Annotated in this window: 17 protein-coding genes and 1 riboswitch; of the genes, 9 read left to right on the forward strand and 8 right to left on the reverse strand. The window is 62.7% G+C overall.

From position 1 onward, the window contains the following. Window positions 1–60: 60 nt before the first annotated feature. From aroH to aroQ, 8 genes are read left to right on the forward strand one after another with little or no spacing between them, the layout of a single operon-like run. Window positions 61–429, forward strand: coding sequence for a chorismate mutase (gene aroH / locus AC812_RS09580; RefSeq protein WP_061913195.1), 369 nt, complete (start codon window positions 61–63; stop codon window positions 427–429). A 16-nt stretch (window positions 430–445) separates the two neighbouring features. After that, entirely contained in the window at window positions 446–1,519 is a 1,074-nt protein-coding gene (aroF, locus tag AC812_RS09585) for a 3-deoxy-7-phosphoheptulonate synthase (protein WP_061913196.1), read from the forward strand. Further along, window positions 1,497–2,381, forward strand: a complete 885-nt coding sequence (locus AC812_RS09590) for a prephenate dehydrogenase (RefSeq protein WP_061913197.1) — start codon at window positions 1,497–1,499, stop codon at window positions 2,379–2,381. Before aroF ends, AC812_RS09590 begins: the two co-directional genes overlap by 23 nt. Continuing rightward, the gene (aroA, locus tag AC812_RS09595; protein ID WP_061913198.1) at window positions 2,378–3,712 is read left to right on the forward strand and encodes a 3-phosphoshikimate 1-carboxyvinyltransferase; all 1,335 of its coding nucleotides are present in this window, start codon (window positions 2,378–2,380) and stop codon (window positions 3,710–3,712) included. The genes AC812_RS09590 and aroA overlap by 4 nt, the downstream gene beginning before the upstream one ends. Next, complete coding sequence (gene aroE / locus AC812_RS09600) at window positions 3,709–4,638, forward strand: shikimate dehydrogenase (protein WP_061913199.1); 930 nt, start codon at window positions 3,709–3,711, stop codon at window positions 4,636–4,638. The genes aroA and aroE overlap by 4 nt, the downstream gene beginning before the upstream one ends. Next, complete coding sequence (aroC, locus tag AC812_RS09605; protein WP_061913200.1) at window positions 4,635–5,819, forward strand: chorismate synthase; 1,185 nt, start codon at window positions 4,635–4,637, stop codon at window positions 5,817–5,819. Before aroE ends, aroC begins: the two co-directional genes overlap by 4 nt. Next, window positions 5,816–7,405, forward strand: coding sequence for a 3-dehydroquinate synthase (aroB, locus tag AC812_RS09610; RefSeq protein ID WP_061913201.1), 1,590 nt, complete (start codon window positions 5,816–5,818; stop codon window positions 7,403–7,405). Before aroC ends, aroB begins: the two co-directional genes overlap by 4 nt. Next, the gene (aroQ, locus tag AC812_RS09615; protein ID WP_061913202.1) at window positions 7,402–7,839 is read left to right on the forward strand and encodes a type II 3-dehydroquinate dehydratase; all 438 of its coding nucleotides are present in this window, start codon (window positions 7,402–7,404) and stop codon (window positions 7,837–7,839) included. The genes aroB and aroQ overlap by 4 nt, the downstream gene beginning before the upstream one ends. Window positions 7,840–7,972: 133 nt before the next feature. Here the strand turns inward: aroQ and AC812_RS09620 are convergent, their stop codons facing one another. The 5 genes from AC812_RS09620 to AC812_RS09640 form a co-directional block, all read right to left on the reverse strand. Beyond that, window positions 7,973–8,470, reverse strand: a complete 498-nt coding sequence (locus AC812_RS09620; RefSeq protein WP_061913203.1) for a ribonuclease FAU-1 family protein — start codon at window positions 8,468–8,470, stop codon at window positions 7,973–7,975. Beyond that, window positions 8,457–9,518: an ABC transporter ATP-binding protein gene (locus tag AC812_RS09625; RefSeq protein WP_061913204.1), complete on the reverse strand. Its 1,062-nt coding sequence runs from the start codon at window positions 9,516–9,518 to the stop codon at window positions 8,457–8,459. Before AC812_RS09625 ends, AC812_RS09620 begins: the two co-directional genes overlap by 14 nt. 29 nt (window positions 9,519–9,547) lie before the next feature. Then, a complete protein-coding gene (locus AC812_RS09630) occupies window positions 9,548–11,290 on the reverse strand; it encodes an ABC transporter permease (protein WP_201797686.1) in 1,743 nt (580 codons plus the stop codon). After that, entirely contained in the window at window positions 11,287–12,342 is a 1,056-nt protein-coding gene (locus AC812_RS09635) for a thiamine ABC transporter substrate-binding protein (protein WP_082148890.1), read from the reverse strand. The genes AC812_RS09630 and AC812_RS09635 overlap by 4 nt, the downstream gene beginning before the upstream one ends. A gap of 88 nt (window positions 12,343–12,430) precedes the next feature. Then, complete coding sequence (locus AC812_RS09640; protein ID WP_061913205.1) at window positions 12,431–13,090, reverse strand: thiamine diphosphokinase; 660 nt, start codon at window positions 13,088–13,090, stop codon at window positions 12,431–12,433. 37 nt (window positions 13,091–13,127) lie between these two features. Next, a riboswitch (TPP riboswitch) is annotated at window positions 13,128–13,241 on the reverse strand. Between the two features lie 103 nt (window positions 13,242–13,344). Here AC812_RS09640 and AC812_RS09645 point away from each other — a divergent pair. Beyond that, entirely contained in the window at window positions 13,345–14,544 is a 1,200-nt protein-coding gene (locus tag AC812_RS09645; RefSeq protein ID WP_211261479.1) for a cytochrome P450, read from the forward strand. An 87-nt stretch (window positions 14,545–14,631) separates the two neighbouring features. Here AC812_RS09645 and AC812_RS09650 read toward each other — a convergent pair whose 3' ends face one another. The 3 genes from AC812_RS09650 to AC812_RS09660 are packed head-to-tail and all read right to left on the reverse strand — an operon-like array spanning window position 14,632 to window position 17,952. After that, entirely contained in the window at window positions 14,632–15,858 is a 1,227-nt protein-coding gene (locus AC812_RS09650) for an ABC transporter permease (protein ID WP_061913206.1), read from the reverse strand. After that, a complete protein-coding gene (locus AC812_RS09655) occupies window positions 15,855–16,538 on the reverse strand; it encodes an ABC transporter ATP-binding protein (protein WP_061913207.1) in 684 nt (227 codons plus the stop codon). The genes AC812_RS09650 and AC812_RS09655 overlap by 4 nt, the downstream gene beginning before the upstream one ends. 7 nt (window positions 16,539–16,545) lie before the next feature. After that, entirely contained in the window at window positions 16,546–17,952 is a 1,407-nt protein-coding gene (locus AC812_RS09660; RefSeq protein ID WP_061913208.1) for an efflux RND transporter periplasmic adaptor subunit, read from the reverse strand. Window positions 17,953–18,044: the final 92 nt, after the last annotated feature.

Genomic DNA, 18,044 nt, shown 5'->3' on the forward strand with positions numbered 1-18,044 from the left:
CCACACCTGAGGCGGCGCAACCGGCGCCGCCTTTTGATTTTCCTCAACGGAGGTTGAACCATGGTTGTGCGCGGAATCCGCGGAGCCGTAACGGTCGAAAACGATCAGCCCGAAGCAGTGCTGGCAGCCACCCGCCGCCTGCTGCAAGCCATTCAGCAGGCTAACCCCGGCTTTGAGCCGGCTGAAGCCGCCAGCATGGTCTTTACCGTTACGCCGGATTTGACCTCGGCCTTTCCGGCTGAGGCTGCCCGTCAACTGGGCTGGACAGAAGTGCCGATGATGTGCGCTCAGGAAATTCCCGTGCCGGACGCCCTGCCGCGCTGTATTCGGGTGCTGATTCACTGGAATTGTGATTTGCCCCAATCCGCCGTTCGTCATGTTTATCTGGGAGAGGCAGCCCGCCTGCGCCCGGATTTAGCCGTATCTTAAGCCAAAGGAGGTTTTCATGTTAATCGTCATGCAAAAGGATGCCACACCGCAACAAGTCGAAAATGTCGTTGCCCGCGTGCGCAGTCAGGGGTTGAGCGTTCACCTCTCGCAAGGCGCCGAACGGGTGGTGATCGGCGCCATCGGCGATGACCGCTCCGTCTCCAAGGATCAATTCATGCTGTTAGAGGGGGTGGATCGCGTCCTGCCGATTTTACGGCCCTACAAACTGGCCTCGCGGGAATTCAGCGATACCGATACGCAGGTCAAAATTGGCGAGCGGGAGGTGGGCGGCAATGCCGTGGTGCTGATTGCCGGCCCGTGTTCGGTAGAGAGCCGCGGTCAAATTTTGGAAATTGCCCACGCCGTGCGCGAAGCCGGCGCTCACGCCCTGCGCGGCGGGGCTTACAAGCCGCGCACTTCGCCGTATTCCTTTCAGGGGCTGGGCGCCGAGGGGCTGGAACTGCTCGCCGAAGCGCGGGCAGCCACCGGCCTGCCGATTGTGACCGAAGTACTGGCCACCGAACAGGTGCAGCAGGTCAGTCAGGCTGCCGATGTGCTGCAAATTGGAGCGCGCAACATGCAGAACTTTGCCCTGCTGCACGCCATCGGCGAAACCCGCAAACCGGCGCTGCTCAAACGCGGTATGAGTGCCACGGTGGAGGAATTGCTGATGGCCGCCGAGTACATCCTCTCGCACGGCAACCGTCAGGTGATTTTGTGCGAGCGCGGCATCCGCACCTTTGAAACCGCCACCCGCAACACCACCGACATCAACGCCGTGCCGGTGCTGAAATCGCTCACCCACCTGCCGGTCCTGCTCGACCCCAGCCACAGCACCGGCTTGTGGCAGTTCGTCACGCCGGTAGCCCGTGCCGGCATCGCTGCCGGAGCCGATGGCCTGATCATCGAAGTCCACCCCCACCCCGAAGAGGCCCTTTCTGACGGCAGCCAGTCGCTTAAACCGGAACGGTTTGCCGAGCTGGTACGGCAGGTGCGCGCAGTCGCCGAGGCGGTCGGGCGCACGGTTGCCCCGCCGTTGGGCCAGCCCCTTCCCCAAGAGCGTGACAATGGCCGAAGACCCGCATTTTGAACGTTCGCTGGCACACCAGACGGTAGCCATTGTGGGGCTGGGGTTGATGGGCGGCTCACTGGCGCTGGCGCTGCGCGGCCGCTGCGCCGGCTTGCTGGGCGTGGATCACAACCCGGCGGTGGTCGAACAAGCCGCCGGCATGGGACTGGCCGACCGGGTTGGCACTTCGTTTGCCGACATCCTGCCGCAGGCCGGCCTGATCATCCTGGCAACCCCGCTTTCGGCGATTTTACGCCTGCTGGAAGATCTGCCCGGTCTGCATCCCGGCCCGGCGGTGGTGCTGGATTTGGGCTCGACCAAAAGCGCCGTGGTGGAAAAAATGGCCGGCCTGCCGCCGCGCTTTGACCCGCTGGGCGGGCATCCGATGTGTGGCAAGGAACGCTCCTCGCTGGATGAAGCCGAGGCCGGCCTGTACCACGGCGCGCCCTTCGCCCTCACCCCGCTGGGACGCACCAGCCCGGCAGCCCGCCGGCTGGCCGAAGAACTGGTGGATGCCGTGGGAGCGCGTCCGGTGTGGCTGGAGGCGGAGGAACATGATGCCGTGGTGGCGGCCACCAGCCACCTGCCTTACCTGACGGCGGCTGCCCTGGCCGGCATTACGCCGCTGCAGGCCGGGGTGCTGGTGGGACCGGGATTCCGTTCCACCACCCGCCTGGCGGAAACCCCCCTTTCGATCATGCTGGATATTTTGCGGTACAACCGCCCCAACCTGTTGAGTGGCTTGCAGCGTTTGCAGCGTCAGATGGCCTACCTGAGCCGGCTGCTGGAAGCAGAAGATTACCCCGCCCTGGCCGCCGAGCTGGAGCAGGCCGCCCGTCGGCGGGTGGAACTGACCCGTGCGTTAGCGGAGGATGAACGATGAGCCGTCTGACCGTCTTCCCCGGTCATCCCCTCTCCGGCGAGGTCAGCCTGCCGGGGGACAAATCCATCTCGCACCGCGCGGCTTTGCTGGCCGCCATGGCTGAAGGCGAAAGTCGGGTGACCCATTTTCTGGATTCGGGCGTTACGCGCGCTTTGCTCAACGCCCTGCAGCAGCTCGGCGTGGACTGGCAACTGGACGGCGAAACCCTGACGGTCAGGGGACAGGCCTGGCGCAGCCCCGACCAGAGTTTGAACTGCGGCAATTCGGCGACCACGCTGCGCCTGCTGGCCGGCGCCTTGGCGGCGCGTAACACCGCCGCCGTGCTGGACGGCTCGGACGGTCTGCGCCGCCGCCCGATGGGGCGCATTCTCCAACCGCTGCGTGCCATGGGGGTGGCGATTGAATCGCCCGACGGCGAACACGCCCCGCTGACCATTTCTCAGCGGGCGGCCGGGCAGCAGCTGCGCGCCTTAACCCACCCTTTGACCCTAGCCAGCGCTCAGGTCAAGTCGTGTGTGTTGCTGGCCGGGCTGGCAGCCGAAGGCCCTGTCACGGTCATCGAACCGCACCGCTCGCGCGATCACAGCGAACGCTTGTTGAGCGCGTTGGGGGTAAAGATCGAAAGCCAGCCGGTCGCGGACGGCTGGGCGGTCACCATTCACCCACACCCAACCGACCTGCCGGCCTTTGACCTGACCATCCCCGGCGATACGTCTGCGGCGGCTTTCTGGGTGGTGGCTGCCAGCATCACTCCCGGTTCGCGCATCACCCTGGCGGGAGTCGGGCTGAATCCCGGACGAACCGGCCTGCTGACAGCCCTGCAAGAGATGGGCGGACGGATTGAAATCATCCCGCGCGGCGAACAGGGCGGTGAAGCGGTGGGGGATGTGATCGTATCTTCCGCTGATTTGCGGGGCATCGAGATTCACGGCGAGCGGGTCACCGCCATGATTGATGAATTCCCCGTCTTTGCGGTGGCGGCGGCTTTCGCCACCGGTGTGACCCACGTTCGCGAGGCGGGGGAACTGCGCCACAAAGAATCCGACCGCATCCGCGCCTTGTGCCGCCTGTTGAATGCGCTGGGCGCAAAAGTCGAGGAACACCCCGACGGTTTCACGATTGACGGGCAGGCAGGGCTGCGGGGCGGGGCAGTCGTCTCGGCGGAAGGCGACCACCGGATTGCCATGGCGGCGGCGATTGCCGGTCTGGCTGCCGATCAGCCAGTAACCGTGCAGGGAGCGGAAATGATGGCAGAATCCTACCCGAAATTTGCTGAAACGCTACTCCGGCTGGGAGGTAGAATTCGGATGGAGGAAGAAAACAGCGGATGAGCGTGATGAAAGGCATCTCTTACTGGCGGCTGGGTCTGATCGGCGGGCAGCTGGGTCACAGCCTGTCGCCCCGTCTGCAGCGGGCGGCCCTGCAAAGTACCGGGCTGCGGGGCGAATACCGCCTGTATGCCGTCCCACCGCTGCCGGAGGGCGAGGCGCAGCTGCGCGCCCTGGTGGAGGGTCTGCGTGCCCCACCGGCGCTGCGCCTGCACGGTTTGAATGTGACCATCCCGCATAAACAGAACGTGCTACCCTATCTGGACGAATTGACCCCCACCGCCCGCGCTGTGGGGGCGGTCAATACCCTCTACGCCGACGGCAGCCGTCTGATCGGTGAAAACACCGATGCGCAGGGCTTCTGGACGGATTTTGAACGGCTCTGGCAGGCGGGGGGGGGCGGCAATCAGCCGGGGACGGCGCTGGTACTGGGCGGCGGCGGGGCGGCTCGCGCAGTTGCTTACAGCCTGATCAGTCACGGCTGGCGGGTGGTTCTGGCAACCCGCCGGATTGAGCAGGGCGAACGGGTCGTCCGCGATTTGAAAGCCCTGCGCCTGCCGGGTAGCCTTGCGGCCATCCCCCTGGAAGCGGCCCGTCTGGCGCGCTGGCGGGCGGCGCGAGCGGTGATCAACGCTACGCCGGTTGGGATGTCGCCTCAGACTGATGAATGTCCCTACCCGCCCGAACTCGACCTGCCGCCTCGGGCGGTGGTCTACGATCTGGTGTACAACCCGGCGGAAACCGTCCTGCTGCGCCGCGCTCGTCAGCAGGGGCTGCCGGCCGCCAACGGTCTTGGGATGCTGGTGGAGCAGGCGCGTTTGGCCTTTGCCTGCTGGACGGGAATCACCCCGCCGACGGAGGCGCTGTGGGCTGCCCTCCGCCAGCCGCAAACCATACCTTCAAGCCAACCCAATGGAGAGCAGGAATGAGATTACAACTACTGACCGCTGGTGAATCGCACGGGCCGGGATTGACGATGATTCTGGAAGGCATGCCGGCCGGATTACCGCTGGATGAAGACACCATCAACCGCGATCTGGCGCGCCGTCAGCACGGTTACGGAGCCGGCCCGCGCATGAAGATTGAGCAGGACCGCGCCCGCCTGCTGGGCGGGGTGATGGACGGTAAGACTACCGGTGCGCCGCTGTCGGTATTCATTGAAAACCGCGACCATTCGCGCTGGAAGGACAAACTCATCCAGCGCTTCACCGTACCCCGCCCCGGCCATGCCGATTTAAGCGGGGTGTTGAAGTACGGTTACGACGACCTGCGCCCGGCGCTGGAGCGCGCCTCCGCCCGCGAGACGGCCGCCCGGGTCGCCGGCGGGGCCATCTGCCGGCATTTGCTGGCTCAGTTCGGCATCCGCATTGGCGGCTATGTGATTTCGATCGGCGAGATTCGCGCCGACCTGCAAGCCCTGCCGCTGGAGGAGCGCATTCAGCGCGCTCTGACCAGTGAAGTGGCCTGCCCGGACGAAGCCGCCGCTCAGGCAATGCAGGCGCGCATCCGCGAGATCATGCAAGCCAGAGACACGCTTGGCGGGGTGATCGAGGCGATTGCCCTCGGCGTGCCGCCTGGCCTGGGTTCCTACGTCCACTGGGAGCGCCGGTTGGACGCCCGGATTGCCGCAGCGGTGATGAGTATACCGGCGATCAAAGGCGTGGAAATCGGGCCGGCCTTCGAGAACACCACCAGACCCGGCACGCAGGTGCACGACCCGATACTGCTGGCCGACGCCGACCTCTACCGACCGGGAGTGAACAGCGGCGGACTGGAAGGCGGCATCACCACCGGTCAGCCGATTGTGGTGCGGGCAGCCATGAAGCCGATTGCCACCACGCTCAACCCGCAGCGCTCGGTGGATCTGGCCGAAGGCCGGGAGGTCGAAACCCGCTACGAACGCTCCGATTTTTGCCCGGTGCCGCGCGCTGTGGTGATTGTGGAAGCCATGCTGGCGTTTGTATTGGCGGATGCGCTGCTGGAAAAACTGGGCGGTGATTCGCTGGCGGAGATGCTGCCGCGCTTTGCCGCCCTGCCGCGCGGTCGTCTGGGTGATGTTCACCTGCGCGAGGACGACCCGGTCTTCTGGCGCAGTGAGGGTCAGGCATGAACAACCACCGCTGGCTTTTTCTTTACGGGCCGCCCGGTTCGGGCAAGTCCACGCTTGCCCGCTGGCTGGCCGAGCGGCTGGAATGGCCGTGCTATGATCTGGATCAACGCATTGAGCAGGCCAGCGGACGCAGCATCCCGGCAATTTTCGAGGAAGAGGGGGAGAGCGGCTTTCGCCAGCGTGAGAAAAACGCCCTGCGCGATTTGCTGGGGCAACCGGCGGGTGTGGCGGCGCTCGGCGGGGGTGCGCTGCTCGATGCGGACAACCGTCGGCTGGCAGAGCGCCATGGGACGATCCTCTGCCTGACGTCCGGCCAGGAGACTCTCTTCAAGCGTCTGGGCGGCGCCAATCATACCCGACCGCTGCTGAAAGGTGCGGAAGGCTGGCAGGCGCGTCTGACAGCTTTACTGGAAGCCCGACGGGAGCATTATGACTCCTTCGAAAACCGCCTGTCCACCGATGGGCGCACTGCGGAGGAAAGCGGCTGGGAAGCGCTGTGCGCCATCGGCATTTTCCCGATCCGCGGGATGGGCAAGCCCTACCGGATGATCGTCCAAACCGGCATTCTCGAATCGGCGGCGGATTATTTGAGTGAGCTTGGGCGCAACCGCACTACCGGATTGGTCTGCGATGATCACACCGCGGCTCTGTACGCGGATGGACTGACAAAACGACTGACCGCCGCCGGTTGGCACGTGCGGCGCTGCGTCATCCCGGCCGGAGAAGCCCACAAAACCCTGCAAACCACTGCCGATTTATGGGCGCAGTTTGTTGAAGGGGGTTTGGACCGATCCAGTCTGGTCGCTGCCCTGGGCGGCGGCGTGGTGGGCGATGTGAGCGGCTTTGCTGCCGCCGCTTTTTTGCGCGGGATTGACTGGGTCAACCTGCCCACCACTCTGTTGGCGATGGTGGATGCTTCCATCGGCGGAAAGACCGGCGTGGACCTGCCCCAGGGAAAAAATCTGGTGGGAGCATTTCACCCGCCGAGGATGGTGCTGGCTGACCCGGCTGCCCTATCCACCCTGCCCATCGGCGAGCTGCGCAGCGGTCTGGCGGAAGTGGTCAAGCATGGGGTGATCGGCGACCCGGCTCTGCTGGAAGCCTGTGCCGAGGGTCTGGATGGGCTGGCCGGGCGCTGGGAATGGCTGGTGCGCCGCGCCGCGGCCGTCAAAGTGCGGGTGATCGAGGCGGATCCGTTTGAACAGGGCCTGCGCGAGGTGCTCAACTTCGGACACACCATCGGCCACGCCCTGGAAAAAGCCAGCCGCTATCAAATACGCCACGGAGAGGCGGTGGCCATCGGTATGGTGGTGGAAACCCGCCTTGCCGAAAAACTGGGAATTGCCCGGCAAGGTCTGAGCGGGCAAATCAAAGCAATTCTCACCCGCCTGGGGCTGCCGGTTGAGGTGCCGCTTGGCTTGGACACTGAGGAAATCCGCGCCGGGCTGGCAGTGGACAAGAAACGGCGGGCGGGTCAACTGCGTTTCAGCCTGCCGTCCGGTACCGGTCAGGCAGGCGACTTGCAGTCCGTTCAGGCCGGGGTGGTCATCCCGATTGAAGAGGTGCTGCAGGAGGTGTGTGGATGAAAAAAGTGCTGGTGCTGCACGGGCCGAATCTCAACCTGCTGGGGGAGCGAGAACCGCAGGTGTACGGCAGCCTGACGCTGGAGGCGATCAACCAGCGGTTGATTGAGGCCGGGCGGGAGTGGAATCTGGAGGTAGGTTGTTTTCAGTCCAATCACGAAGGTGAATTGATCGAGGCGCTGCACACCGCCCGCAAGACGGTAGAGGGAGTGGTTTTCAATCCGGCGGGCTACACCCACACCTCGGTTGCCCTGCGCGATGCGGTTGCGGCAATTTCGATACCGGTCATCGAGGTGCATCTTTCCAACCCGGCTGCCCGCGAGGATTTTCGGCAGGTTTCGCTGCTGGCGCCGGTCTGTCGTGGCAGCATTGCCGGTTTTGGGTGGCGTTCCTACTGGTTGGGGCTGCTGGCGTTGGCCAGTCTGCTGGCCGAATGAGCCGGGTCAACCGGAGCGGAGCAGCCCACCGGGTTGGGGCTTTCTCAAAGCCCCAGAACTCCCGCCTGCATGAAAAAGCGGGGTGGCGTTAACTGGTTTACGTTATTGCGAGCCGCCGAGCGAGAGGTTTGATTCAGCGCAGCAGAAGCCGGAACTGCTCGCTCAGGCGAAACGGCTGGTGGCCGGCGAACCAGCGCCGCAGGGCGCGCACCGCACCCAAAGCGCGCCGGCGGTCTTCCTCGCCGAGCGACAGGGCGGCGAACTCGTCCTCGTCCAGCAGCAGGCTGCTGCCATCGGGGTAGACCAGCAGATCCAGCGCCAGGTCGACGTACTCCACCCGCCCGTCCAGCAGGCGCGCCGGGCGGGTGATGTTGCAGTACCAGCCTTTCAGGGCATCCCCCTGGCGGTGGTGAATTTCAAAGATGTTGTACCAGCGATGGGTGAAGTAGGCTTCGATAAACCGGTCGCCCTTGCACAACCAGACGCCGTGGAAGAGCCGGTCATCGCGGTCAAAGTAGGCTTGCAGCAGCACACCACGCCCCGAACGCCGCAACACTTCACCTTCGTACTGCCAGACTTCCCTGCCGCTGGTATCCTGCTTGACCACCATCACCGTTTCAGTCATCGCCATTGTGCTCTCCCTGGCGTAAACACCACAACGCCTCCGGCTGAACGGCCAGCCGTCCCTGCCAGCCGGCAGGCAAGGCTTGCGGGACATGGAAGGACAGGTTATGCCCCCCGCTGGCGAGGGTCAGGCGGTAGCCCTCGCCGCGAAAGATGACATCCCGCACCTCGGCGGTGAAGGTGTTGAATTGCTCGTCCGCGGATGCGCCTGTCAGCCCGCCGGGGCGGATCAGCAAGGTAACCGCTTCATTCAGCGCGGGTGGCTCGGCACAATCCACGGGGCAAAACACACCGATTTCGGTTTGCACAGTGAGCGGCTGGCGGTTAACGACCCGGCCGGGCAGCAGATTGGTCAGCCCCAAAAAACGCGCCACCCACACGCTGGCCGGCTGCTGAACCACCCGGCTGGGGCTGCCGTCTTGAGCCACCCGCCCCTCGTGCAGTAAAATCAGCCGGTCGGCAATCATAAAGGCTTCTTCCTGATCGTGGGTCACATAAATGGCCGGCACGCCGCTTTCGTGCAACACCTCGCGCAAAAACTGGCCAAGTTCCTCGCGCAAAGCGCGGTCGAGCGCGCCGAGTGGTTCATCCAGCATCAGCAGGCGGGGACGAGGGGCCAGGGCGCGTGCCAGGGCAACCCGCTGCTGCTCGCCGCCGGAGAGGTCGGTTACCCGTCGGTCGGCAAATTGATTGAGGTTGACGCGCCGCAGCACTTCCTGCACACGCTGTTCGATCTGGGCGGGTGGCAGGTTTTGCATGCGCAGCCCAAAAGCCACATTCTGGGCAACGCTGCGGTGAGGAAAGAGGGCGTAATCCTGGAACATCAGTCCAAAGCGGCGCTCATGCACCGGCACGCCGCGCAAGTCATGGCCTTCCCACAGCACCCGTCCGCTTTCGGCCTCTTCCAGCCCGGCGATGATGCGCAGCAGCGTGCTCTTGCCGCTGCCGGAAGCCCCCAGCAGGCAAACCGTTTCCCCCGCGCCGACTTCAAACGAAACCCCGCGCAGCAGCGGCTTGCCTTCGTAATGTTTGTGGATGTTTTCGACGGTGAGCATGGTGTTTTGTTTATACCATGATTGTTTTCTCAGAGGGAGCGTTCCTCCGGCAGGCGTACACGCTCCAACAAGGCAATGCCCAGCCCGCAAACCAGCAGCAAGAGAGTGGACATGGCCAGGGCCTGTCCGTAATTCAAGCCGCCGGGCTGGCTGATGAAGCGGAAAATCGCCACTGGCAGGGTTGGGTATTCGGGGCGCGCCAGAAAACTGGTAGCGCCGAACTCCCCCAGAGAGATGGTAAAAGAAAAGATGGCCGCCACCAGCGCCGCCCGCGCCAGGATGGGCAAATCCACCTCTAACCAGACGCGTAAAGGTGAAGCGCCCAGCACGGCGGCTGCCTGACGCAGGTTGAGCGGGATTGAATTCAACACCGGCGTGAGGGTGCGCACGACGAACGGAAACGCTACCAGACTGTGGGCAATCGGTATCAAGAGGGGAAAGGAGCGCGCTTCCAGCGGCGGGCGGTTGAAGGTGAGGATGAAACCCAGGCCCAAGGTAACCGCCGAAGCCCCCAGCGGCAGCATCAGCAGCGGGTCGAGCAGACGGTTGAGCGGCGAGCGGCGGCTGAGCGCAGCCGCGGCCGGCAAACCCAGAGCGAGCGAAATGCCCACCGTCAGGCCGGCGTAAAGCAGCGAATTGCGGGCGGCCTCAATCGGCGGCACGTAGAACAGCGAACCGCGGCGGTTGACGAACAGCTCGCGGTAGTAATCAAGGGTCAGGCCGCTTTCAAACCCGCCGCGCTGACCGCGTGCCGGTTCGAGGCGCGCCACCGAACGAGCGGCCAGCGCCGTCAGCGGCAGCACCAGCAGGGTAAATAACACCAGCACCACCCCTCCGACCAGCAATTTTTGACGCAGGGAGACCGGCGCAGCCGCACCCTCGCCGTGCAGGCGCGGGGTGAGCGGAATGTTCAGGCGCGAGGCAACCCGCGTATAGACCACCGTCAACAGCAGGGTGCAGAGCAGCTGCACCAGCGAAAGCAGCCCGGCCAGCGGCAGGTTGAGCAGATGCAGTGCCTGAATGTAAATTTCGACCTCCAGCGTGGCGTAGCGCGCCCCGCCCAGCAGCAAAATCACCCCAAAACTGGTAAAGTCGAACAGAAAGACCAGCAAGGCGGCTGCCAGCAGCGAAGGCCTGAGCAGCGGTAGCGTGACTTCGCGGAAAGCGCGCCAGGGTGAGGCGCCCAGCACCCGCGCCGCCGCTTCCAGGCGCGGGTCGAGTTGTTCCCAGGCGCTGCCCACCACCCGCAGGATGATGGTGGTGTTGTAAAACACGTGCGCCAGCAAAATTGCCGCCAGCGAGTTGAGCAGGTTGAACGGCGGGGCGGGCAGGTTGAGCCACTCCATGGCCAGCAGGTTGAACCAGCCGCGCGGGCCGATCAGCGCGTTGAACGCCGCCGCAACCACCACGGTCGGCAGAATGAACGGCAGGGTGGAAAGCAGGCGCAACAGCCGTTTAGCAGGGAAATCAAAGCGGGCAAACACATAAGCGCCCGGCAGGCCGACCAGCACGGTCAGCAGCGTGGAAAGAGCCGCCTGATAAAAGGTAAAACCCAGGGCGCGCCCGAGCCGCTCGGCAGCAGCCGGGCTCAGCCCATCGGTGATCAATCCCCGTGCTGAGACCGACAGGATGCTGCCCAGGGGTACAAAGAAGAAAATGATCAGAAAGGCCAGGGGTGCCAGCCACAAAGCCAGCGCCTGCCAGATGGCAGACGCTGGCGGCTGCCCCTCAGGGGATCGGCGGGCGGCAGGGGCAGTTGAGAAGAAATTCACCGCAGGACAACCTGTGTCCAGGCTTCGATCCAGGCTTCACGCTTTTCGGCAATCAGCGCCGGGTCCAGCGTGGCGGGTTTGGCGGGGATTTGGGCATAACGCACAAATTCTTCCGGCAGTTGGGCGTTACGGTTGACGGGAAAGACGAACATCTGCAGGGGCAGGTCTTCCTGAAAACGCACATCCAGCATGAAGTCCACGAACTTCTCGGCCAGCGCCCGTTGTTGAGTGCCTTTGAGGATGCCGACAAACTCGATCTGCCGGAAGCACATATTCTCACCCACCAGAGAGGCGGTTGGGGCTTCTTCCAGCGGTTGTTCGGCAAAGATGACTTCGGCCGGCGGGCTGGAGCCGTAAGAGACGACCATTGGCTGCGGGCCGCGCCCGGAGGAAGCCGAGAAGTTGGTGTAGTAAGCCGTCTCCCAGTCGTTGACCACCACCACGCCGTTCGCTTTCAACTGCCGCCAGAAGTCAAGGTAGCCGTCCTCGCCAAAGGCGGCAATCGTCGCCATCAAAAATGCCAGTCCAGGGGATGAGGTAGCCGGGTTTTCAACCACCAGCAGCCCTTTGTACTCCGGTTTGGTCAAATCGGCCAGGGATTGGGGAAGAGGGAGATTTTTTTCGGCAAAGTAGGCTTTGTCGTAGTTGATGCAAACATCCCCGTAGTCCACCGGCAGGGCGCGGTTTTGGGGGTCGAGTTTGAAGGCATCCTCAATCTGGGCCAGCAGGGGTGAGTTGTACGGCTCGAAAATTTCCTCTTTCAAAGCGCGGGAGAGAAAGGTGTTGTCCACGCCGTAGAACACATCCGCCAGGGGAGCGTTTTTGGTCAAAATCGCCTGATTGAGCGCCGAGCCGGTATCACCGGAGGGCAAAAAGGTCAACTTGACGTTGTTTTCCTGCTCAAAGGCGCGAATCACCTCCTCGCTGGCGGCAAACGAGTCGTGGGTCAGTACCCGTAATTCGATCGGGGCGGCCGGGGTTTGCGGCGTACAGGCCACCAGTACCAGCGCCACCATAATGACCAGCAGCACAAAACGGCCAGTTGCTTTCATCGGTACACCTCCAAAAAAAGAATTGATCCAAAAGCCCGGGTGATCTTTTTTTCCGGCAGAGGGGAGGCCGAGAGAAATGCGGCGTTTTTTAACCGGCGCTCGACGACCGGCGGGTGTGCATGCACAACAGACGGCCGGTCAGCAGGCGGATCTCGGCGCGCTCGTCGGTCATCTCGTTGCTGATGCCGCGCGTCCGGTTGGGACACAGCGTTTCGTGGTTGAGGGCGTACTTCAAGCCGCTGGTCACGATGCCCTTGGTGCATTCGTTCATCGCCAGCAGCGATACGGTATCGCCGGGCCGACCTTCCACCACCGCCTGATCGCGAATGATCAGGATTTCTTCCCGTCCGTCATCCAGCCGGATATCCACCCCTTCCAGGCCGGGCATTTCCAGCAGCGCCAGGTTGGCAAGCGTTTGGTCGAGCCGCCCGCCGAGGGCTGCCACCACCCGCATTTGCTTGAAGCCCTGCCCCAGCGCGTACTGGATGGCCAGTTCCAGGTCGGTTTCGTCTTTTTCGGCAGGGTGGCGTTCGATTTGGACGCCGGTCTGTTGCAGGGCAGCCGTTTCTTCCGGCGTCAGCGAATCGAGATCGCCGATCAGCAGATGCGGACGCAGCCCCAGAGTTTGCAGGTGACGCAGCCCGCCGTCGGCAGCGATCAGGTAGTCATCGGGGCGCAGCCAGCCGCGGACGGCTTCGCCATCCGCCAGTTCGCCGTTGGCAAAAATCACCGCGCGTGTGTATTCCATAACAAAAAACCTCCTCGCCGGTGAGGAGGGGAGCAGCCGCAAGCCGTGTGATTTCTCCCTCCGCCGGCATTACCCGGATCAGGTTCAGCGGGTCGAGGGCAGCCTCAGCCCTCCTCTCAGCCCGGTGCCCCGGGCTCCCCGTGTTGAAGCATCTATAGTATAGCCTTGCGGCAAGGGGTTGTCAAGAAAAAGTCCAATTTTGCACATCAGGTTCGTTATAATTTGGAGTAAATTTGGTTGTATTGGAGGTTGCCGTGTCTCACTCGCTGCGCGCTTTGGGAATTGATCTGCTTTCTCCGCAATTCATTGCCGATCCCTACCCCTTCTACGACCGGCTGCGCGCCGCCCGGCCGATCCTGTTCGACCCGGAGTGGAACCTGTGGTTTTTCAGCGCTTATGAGGACATTGTCAGCTTGCTGCGCGACCGCCGGCTTGGACGGGATCTGGACGAGGCTCCCAAACCCGATCCGCAAACCCCATTCGGCTGGCTGCACGCTAACTCCTTGATGGAAAAAGAGCCCCCCGACCATACCCGTCTGCGCGGGCTGGTCAACAAAGCCTTCACCCCGGCACGGGTCGAGGCGCTACGCCCGCTGATCGAACAGGCCGCCCATCGCTTATTGGATGAGGTTGTGGAACGCGGTGAGATGGACCTGCTGGCCGATTTTGCCGAGCCGCTGCCGGTTTTGGTGATTGCCGATTTGCTGGGTGTGCCGCAGGAAGCCCGTTCCCGCCTGCGCCCGTGGTCGAATCGGATTGTGGCGATGTATGAACTCTCCCCCAGCGCCGAGGATGCCCGCCACGCCAACCGCGCCGTGAGTGAGTTTGCCGCTTTCCTGCGCGGTCTGGCGGCAGAGCGTAAATTGCGGCCGCAGGATGACCTGATCAGCGCGCTGGTGGCGGCTGAGGAGCAGGGCAGCCGATTGAGTGAGGACGAGCTGATTGCCACCTGCATCCTGCTGCTCAACGCCGGCCATGAGGCGACCGTCAATGCCATTACCAACGGGATGCTGGCGCTCTTCCAACACCCCGATTCCTACGCACAACTGCGCCGCTCGCCGGAATGGATCAAAACTGCGGTGGAGGAGATGCTGCGCTACGATACCCCCTTGCAGCTGTTTCGCCGCTGGGTGCGTGAAGATGTGGAGTACAAGGGCTTTTTCTTGAAACGCGGCACACAGGTCGCTTTGCTCTACGGGGCCGGCAACCGTGATGGGGCACGCTTCCCCGATCCGCATGGTTTTGACATCACCCGCAGCGACAACCCTCACCTGACCTTTGGGCTGGGCATTCACTACTGCGTTGGTGCACCGTTGGCGCGGTTGGAGATGCAGGTGGCGGTTCAGGCCCTGCTGGAACGCCTGCCCCGCCTGCGGCTGGCAGATGATGCGCTGCTGGTGTACCGCCCCACCTACGTAATTCGCGGTTTGAAGGCTTTACCGGTGCGCTTTTAAGGGCAACCGCTGGTCAATGCTTCCCTGCTGCTTCTGCAACGGCGTTGCGGGAGACCGCCACGCTTCTGTTAAGCCTGCTGATTGCGCTCACTCGTAGCGCAGGGCTTCGACCGGCTCCAAATTGGCCGCCCGGTTGGCGGGATACAGCCCAAAGAATAAGCCGACTGCGGTCGAGAAGATGGTCGCCAGTAAAATGGCATTGATGCCGACCACCGGTGTGAAGGGTGTCCCGGAACGCGCCGCTACCTGTCCAACCACAAAGGCAATCAGCCAGCCGAATCCAATCCCAATCAGTCCGCCAAACAGGGAAAGCAGCGAAGATTCGGTCAGGAACTGAATCAGAATGTCCCGTTTGCGCGCGCCGATGGCCTTTCGCAAGCCGATTTCACGCGTGCGTTCGGTGACCGAGACCAGCATGATGTTCATGATGCCGATGCCGCCCACCAGCAGAGAAATGGCGGCAATCCCGCCCAGAAAGACGGTCAACACGCCGGTGATGGTTTGAGCGGTGGCCACAAAATCTTGTTGGGAGAAGATGGTGAAGTCATCTGCGCCCAGTTCGGTGCGGTGGCGGGTGCGCAAAATCTGAGCGATTTCTTCGGTGGCCTGCGGCACCGCCTCGGCGCTGACTGCCTGCACCAGAATCAAATCCACCCGGTCACGAGTTCGACGGATGAGCCGACTTTGAGCCGTGGTAAACGGCACCAGAATCAGGTCATCCTGGCTGCCGAAGGAACTGCCGCCTTTGGGCTCCAGTACGCCCAGCACGCGGAAGGGCTGCCCCTCGATGCGGATGGTCTCGCCGACAATCCCCTCGCGCCGACCAAAGAGACGGTCGGCGACATCCGGCCCCAGCAGCGCCACCGAGGCGCGCCCCAGCAGGTGTTCGTTGTTGATAAATTCACCTTCCAGCAGGCGGTAATTGCGCACCGTCTCGTATTCGGGTGTGATGCCGGTAATTTGCGTGCGGGTCTGCTCCCCACCAAAAGTGACCGTGGCGTTACTCTGAATGGCGGGAGCAACCGCTGCCACCGAGGGAGCCTGAAAGACATCCCCAATCGCTTCGGCATCGCCCAGCGTGAGCGGCTGGGGATTGCGGACATCTTCGTTGAAGTTGCCGGAAAACACGAACAGCAGATTACTGCCCAGCCCGCTGATTGAACCGGTAATGGTATCCTGCGCGCCGGTGCCGACTGCCAGCATGGCAATGACCGCCGCCACGCCGATGACAATCCCCAAAATGGTCAGGCCAGAACGCAATTTGTTGGCTGCCAGACTTTCCAGCGCTTCGAGAATTGCCTGTCCCAGGTTCATAGCCCATCCTCCACTACCAGCCCGTCATACAGGCGAATAATTCGCCCGGTTTGTTCGGCCACTTTGGGGTCGTGCGTTACGATAATCACGGTGGTGCCGCGCTCGCTGTTCAGCCGCAGCAACAGTTCCATGATTTCCTTGCCGGATTTCGAATCGAGGTTGCCGGTTGGCTCATCGGCCATGATGATGGCCGGGTCGTTGATCAGCGCACGAGCAATGGCTACCCGTTGCTGCTGCCCGCCGGAAAGTTCGGTGGGGCGGTGATGCAGGCGGTCGCCCAGTCCCACCGCTTCCAGCGCCTGTTTGGCGCGTTCGGCGCGCCCGCGGGTGACCCCCGCGTAGCGCAGGGGCAGTTCAACATTCGAGAGCGCCGAGGCGCGCGGCAGCAAGTTGAAGGACTGAAACACAAACCCCACCTTGCGGTTGCGGATGACCGCCAGTTGATCATCGTTGAGGTGTGAAACATCCTCGCCATCCAGAACGTATTGCCCGCCGCTGGGGTGGTCGAGACAGCCGAGGATGTTCATCAGGGTGGATTTACCCGAACCGGAAGGCCCCATGATCGAAACGATCTCGCCGCGGCGGATTTTGACGTTTGCGCCGCGCAGCGCATGGACTTCCACCTCGCCCATTTTATAGACTTTGCGAAGATCGGTAGCCTGAATGACCCAGTCTTCCATGATCGGATTACCTCCGGACGAAGGGCGGCGGACCATTGGCTTCAATCTGGGCTGGCGGGTTGAGGATGACTGCGTCACCTTCCTTAATTTCGCCTTCCAGCACCTCACTGTAAGCATCCGAAATAGCGCCAATGGTGATCGCCACGGGGGTAGCAGCCCCGTCTTTGAGCAGGTAAACGACCCGCTTACCATCCCGTAAGCGGACGGCGCGGTTGGGAACGATCAGGGCGTTTTCGATCTGATCCACGACGATGTTGACCGCGGCGGTCATACCCGGTCGGACGGCCTGATCGGCGTCTGCCAGTTCAATGGTCACGGTAAAGTTGACCACACCGGCTACCGCCGTGCCAACCCGGCCGACCTGCACCACCCTGCCGCTATATTCTTTGCCGAGAATCGCATCGAAAGTGAGCCGGGCCGGCTGCCCGACCTGAATGCGGTTGATGTCAATTTCCGGCACCTGCACGTCCACCAGCAGGCGGGAAAGATCGTCAATCCGAAAAGCCAGCGTGCCGGGGTTGACCTGATCGCCGGGTTTGATGTTGACCTCGGTCATTGTGCCGGCGAACGGCGCCCGCAGCCGAACCTGATCCAGGGTAGCCTCGATTGCGGCAATGCGCGCTTCGGCGGCTTTGATGTCATCCGGGTCGGGACCGTCTTTCAGACGTTCCCATTCCCGTTCGGCTTCTTTGAGGTTGGCTTCTGCCACTGCCAGATTGGCATCGGCTTTTTCCACTTCCAGGGCATCCGGCAGGCTTTCCAGATAATTCAAATTCGCCTGAGCGCGCTGCAAATTGCGCTGGGCGGCCAGATAGCGCGAATAGGCGTTCATACGCTGCGGGTTGTCCACCTCTAAGTGGTCGAACATGTCGTAAACTCGCTCGGCCTCTTTTGCCTCGATCTTGGCCAGTTCCAGGTTGGTACGGGCTTCGTCCAGCGTCAGGGGGCTGGCGCGTTGATAATCTTTACTGGCACGTTGATCTTTGGCTTTCTTGTAGGCTTCCTGCGCCTGCGCCAGATTCAACTGGGCCTGAGCGCGGGCAACATCCGATTCCAGCAGGTTTTCCAGCGCCTTCCTGGCGTTGACCAGATCGGCTTCTGCCAGAATCAACGATTGGGGGAGGGAGCTTTTCTTCAACTCGGCCAGCACCTCATCCTGAGCGACCTGCTGGCCGACTTCCACCAGTACTTGCCCCACCTGACCGCTGGTTTGCCAGACCAGCACGGCCGTCTGATTGGCGCGGACGGTGCCGGTGGCACCCACCAGTGCGGTCAATTCACCCCGCCGCACCAGTTCGGTCTGAAAAGCCGAATTCTGGGCAGCCTGAGCCTGCTGATAGGACTGGTAGACAAAGTAGGCAGCAATGGCTGCAACCACACCGATAATGATCCAGATGACCGTTTTCCTCTTCATAGCAATACTACCTTTCTACAATCTTTATACGAGTCTATCACGTTCGGGTTTTGTTTTCAGGGGCGTGCATAACCATCGGGTATAATTCCGCG

Source organism: Bellilinea caldifistulae (assembly GCF_001306055.1).
Taxonomy (GTDB): Bacteria; Chloroflexota; Anaerolineae; order Anaerolineales; family Anaerolineaceae; genus Bellilinea; species Bellilinea caldifistulae.

What these genes read in the sequence shown, in the direction of transcription:
- AC812_RS09660 (WP_061913208.1), bottom strand. Translation starts at nt 17,952, where the DNA reads ATGAAGAGGAAAACGGTCATCTGGATCATTATCGGTGTGGTTGCAGCC.
- aroH (WP_061913195.1), top strand. Translation starts at nt 61, where the DNA reads ATGGTTGTGCGCGGAATCCGCGGAGCCGTAACGGTCGAAAACGATCAG.
- aroQ (WP_061913202.1), top strand. Translation starts at nt 7,402, where the DNA reads ATGAAAAAAGTGCTGGTGCTGCACGGGCCGAATCTCAACCTGCTGGGG.
- aroB (WP_061913201.1), top strand. Translation starts at nt 5,816, where the DNA reads ATGAACAACCACCGCTGGCTTTTTCTTTACGGGCCGCCCGGTTCGGGC.
- AC812_RS09620 (WP_061913203.1), bottom strand. Translation starts at nt 8,470, where the DNA reads ATGGCGATGACTGAAACGGTGATGGTGGTCAAGCAGGATACCAGCGGC.
- AC812_RS09650 (WP_061913206.1), bottom strand. Translation starts at nt 15,858, where the DNA reads ATGAACCTGGGACAGGCAATTCTCGAAGCGCTGGAAAGTCTGGCAGCC.
- AC812_RS09625 (WP_061913204.1), bottom strand. Translation starts at nt 9,518, where the DNA reads ATGCTCACCGTCGAAAACATCCACAAACATTACGAAGGCAAGCCGCTG.
- aroC (WP_061913200.1), top strand. Translation starts at nt 4,635, where the DNA reads ATGAGATTACAACTACTGACCGCTGGTGAATCGCACGGGCCGGGATTG.
- aroF (WP_061913196.1), top strand. Translation starts at nt 446, where the DNA reads ATGTTAATCGTCATGCAAAAGGATGCCACACCGCAACAAGTCGAAAAT.
- AC812_RS09590 (WP_061913197.1), top strand. Translation starts at nt 1,497, where the DNA reads ATGGCCGAAGACCCGCATTTTGAACGTTCGCTGGCACACCAGACGGTA.
- AC812_RS09655 (WP_061913207.1), bottom strand. Translation starts at nt 16,538, where the DNA reads ATGGAAGACTGGGTCATTCAGGCTACCGATCTTCGCAAAGTCTATAAA.
- aroA (WP_061913198.1), top strand. Translation starts at nt 2,378, where the DNA reads ATGAGCCGTCTGACCGTCTTCCCCGGTCATCCCCTCTCCGGCGAGGTC.
- AC812_RS09640 (WP_061913205.1), bottom strand. Translation starts at nt 13,090, where the DNA reads ATGGAATACACACGCGCGGTGATTTTTGCCAACGGCGAACTGGCGGAT.
- aroE (WP_061913199.1), top strand. Translation starts at nt 3,709, where the DNA reads ATGAGCGTGATGAAAGGCATCTCTTACTGGCGGCTGGGTCTGATCGGC.
- AC812_RS09635 (WP_082148890.1), bottom strand. Translation starts at nt 12,342, where the DNA reads ATGAAAGCAACTGGCCGTTTTGTGCTGCTGGTCATTATGGTGGCGCTG.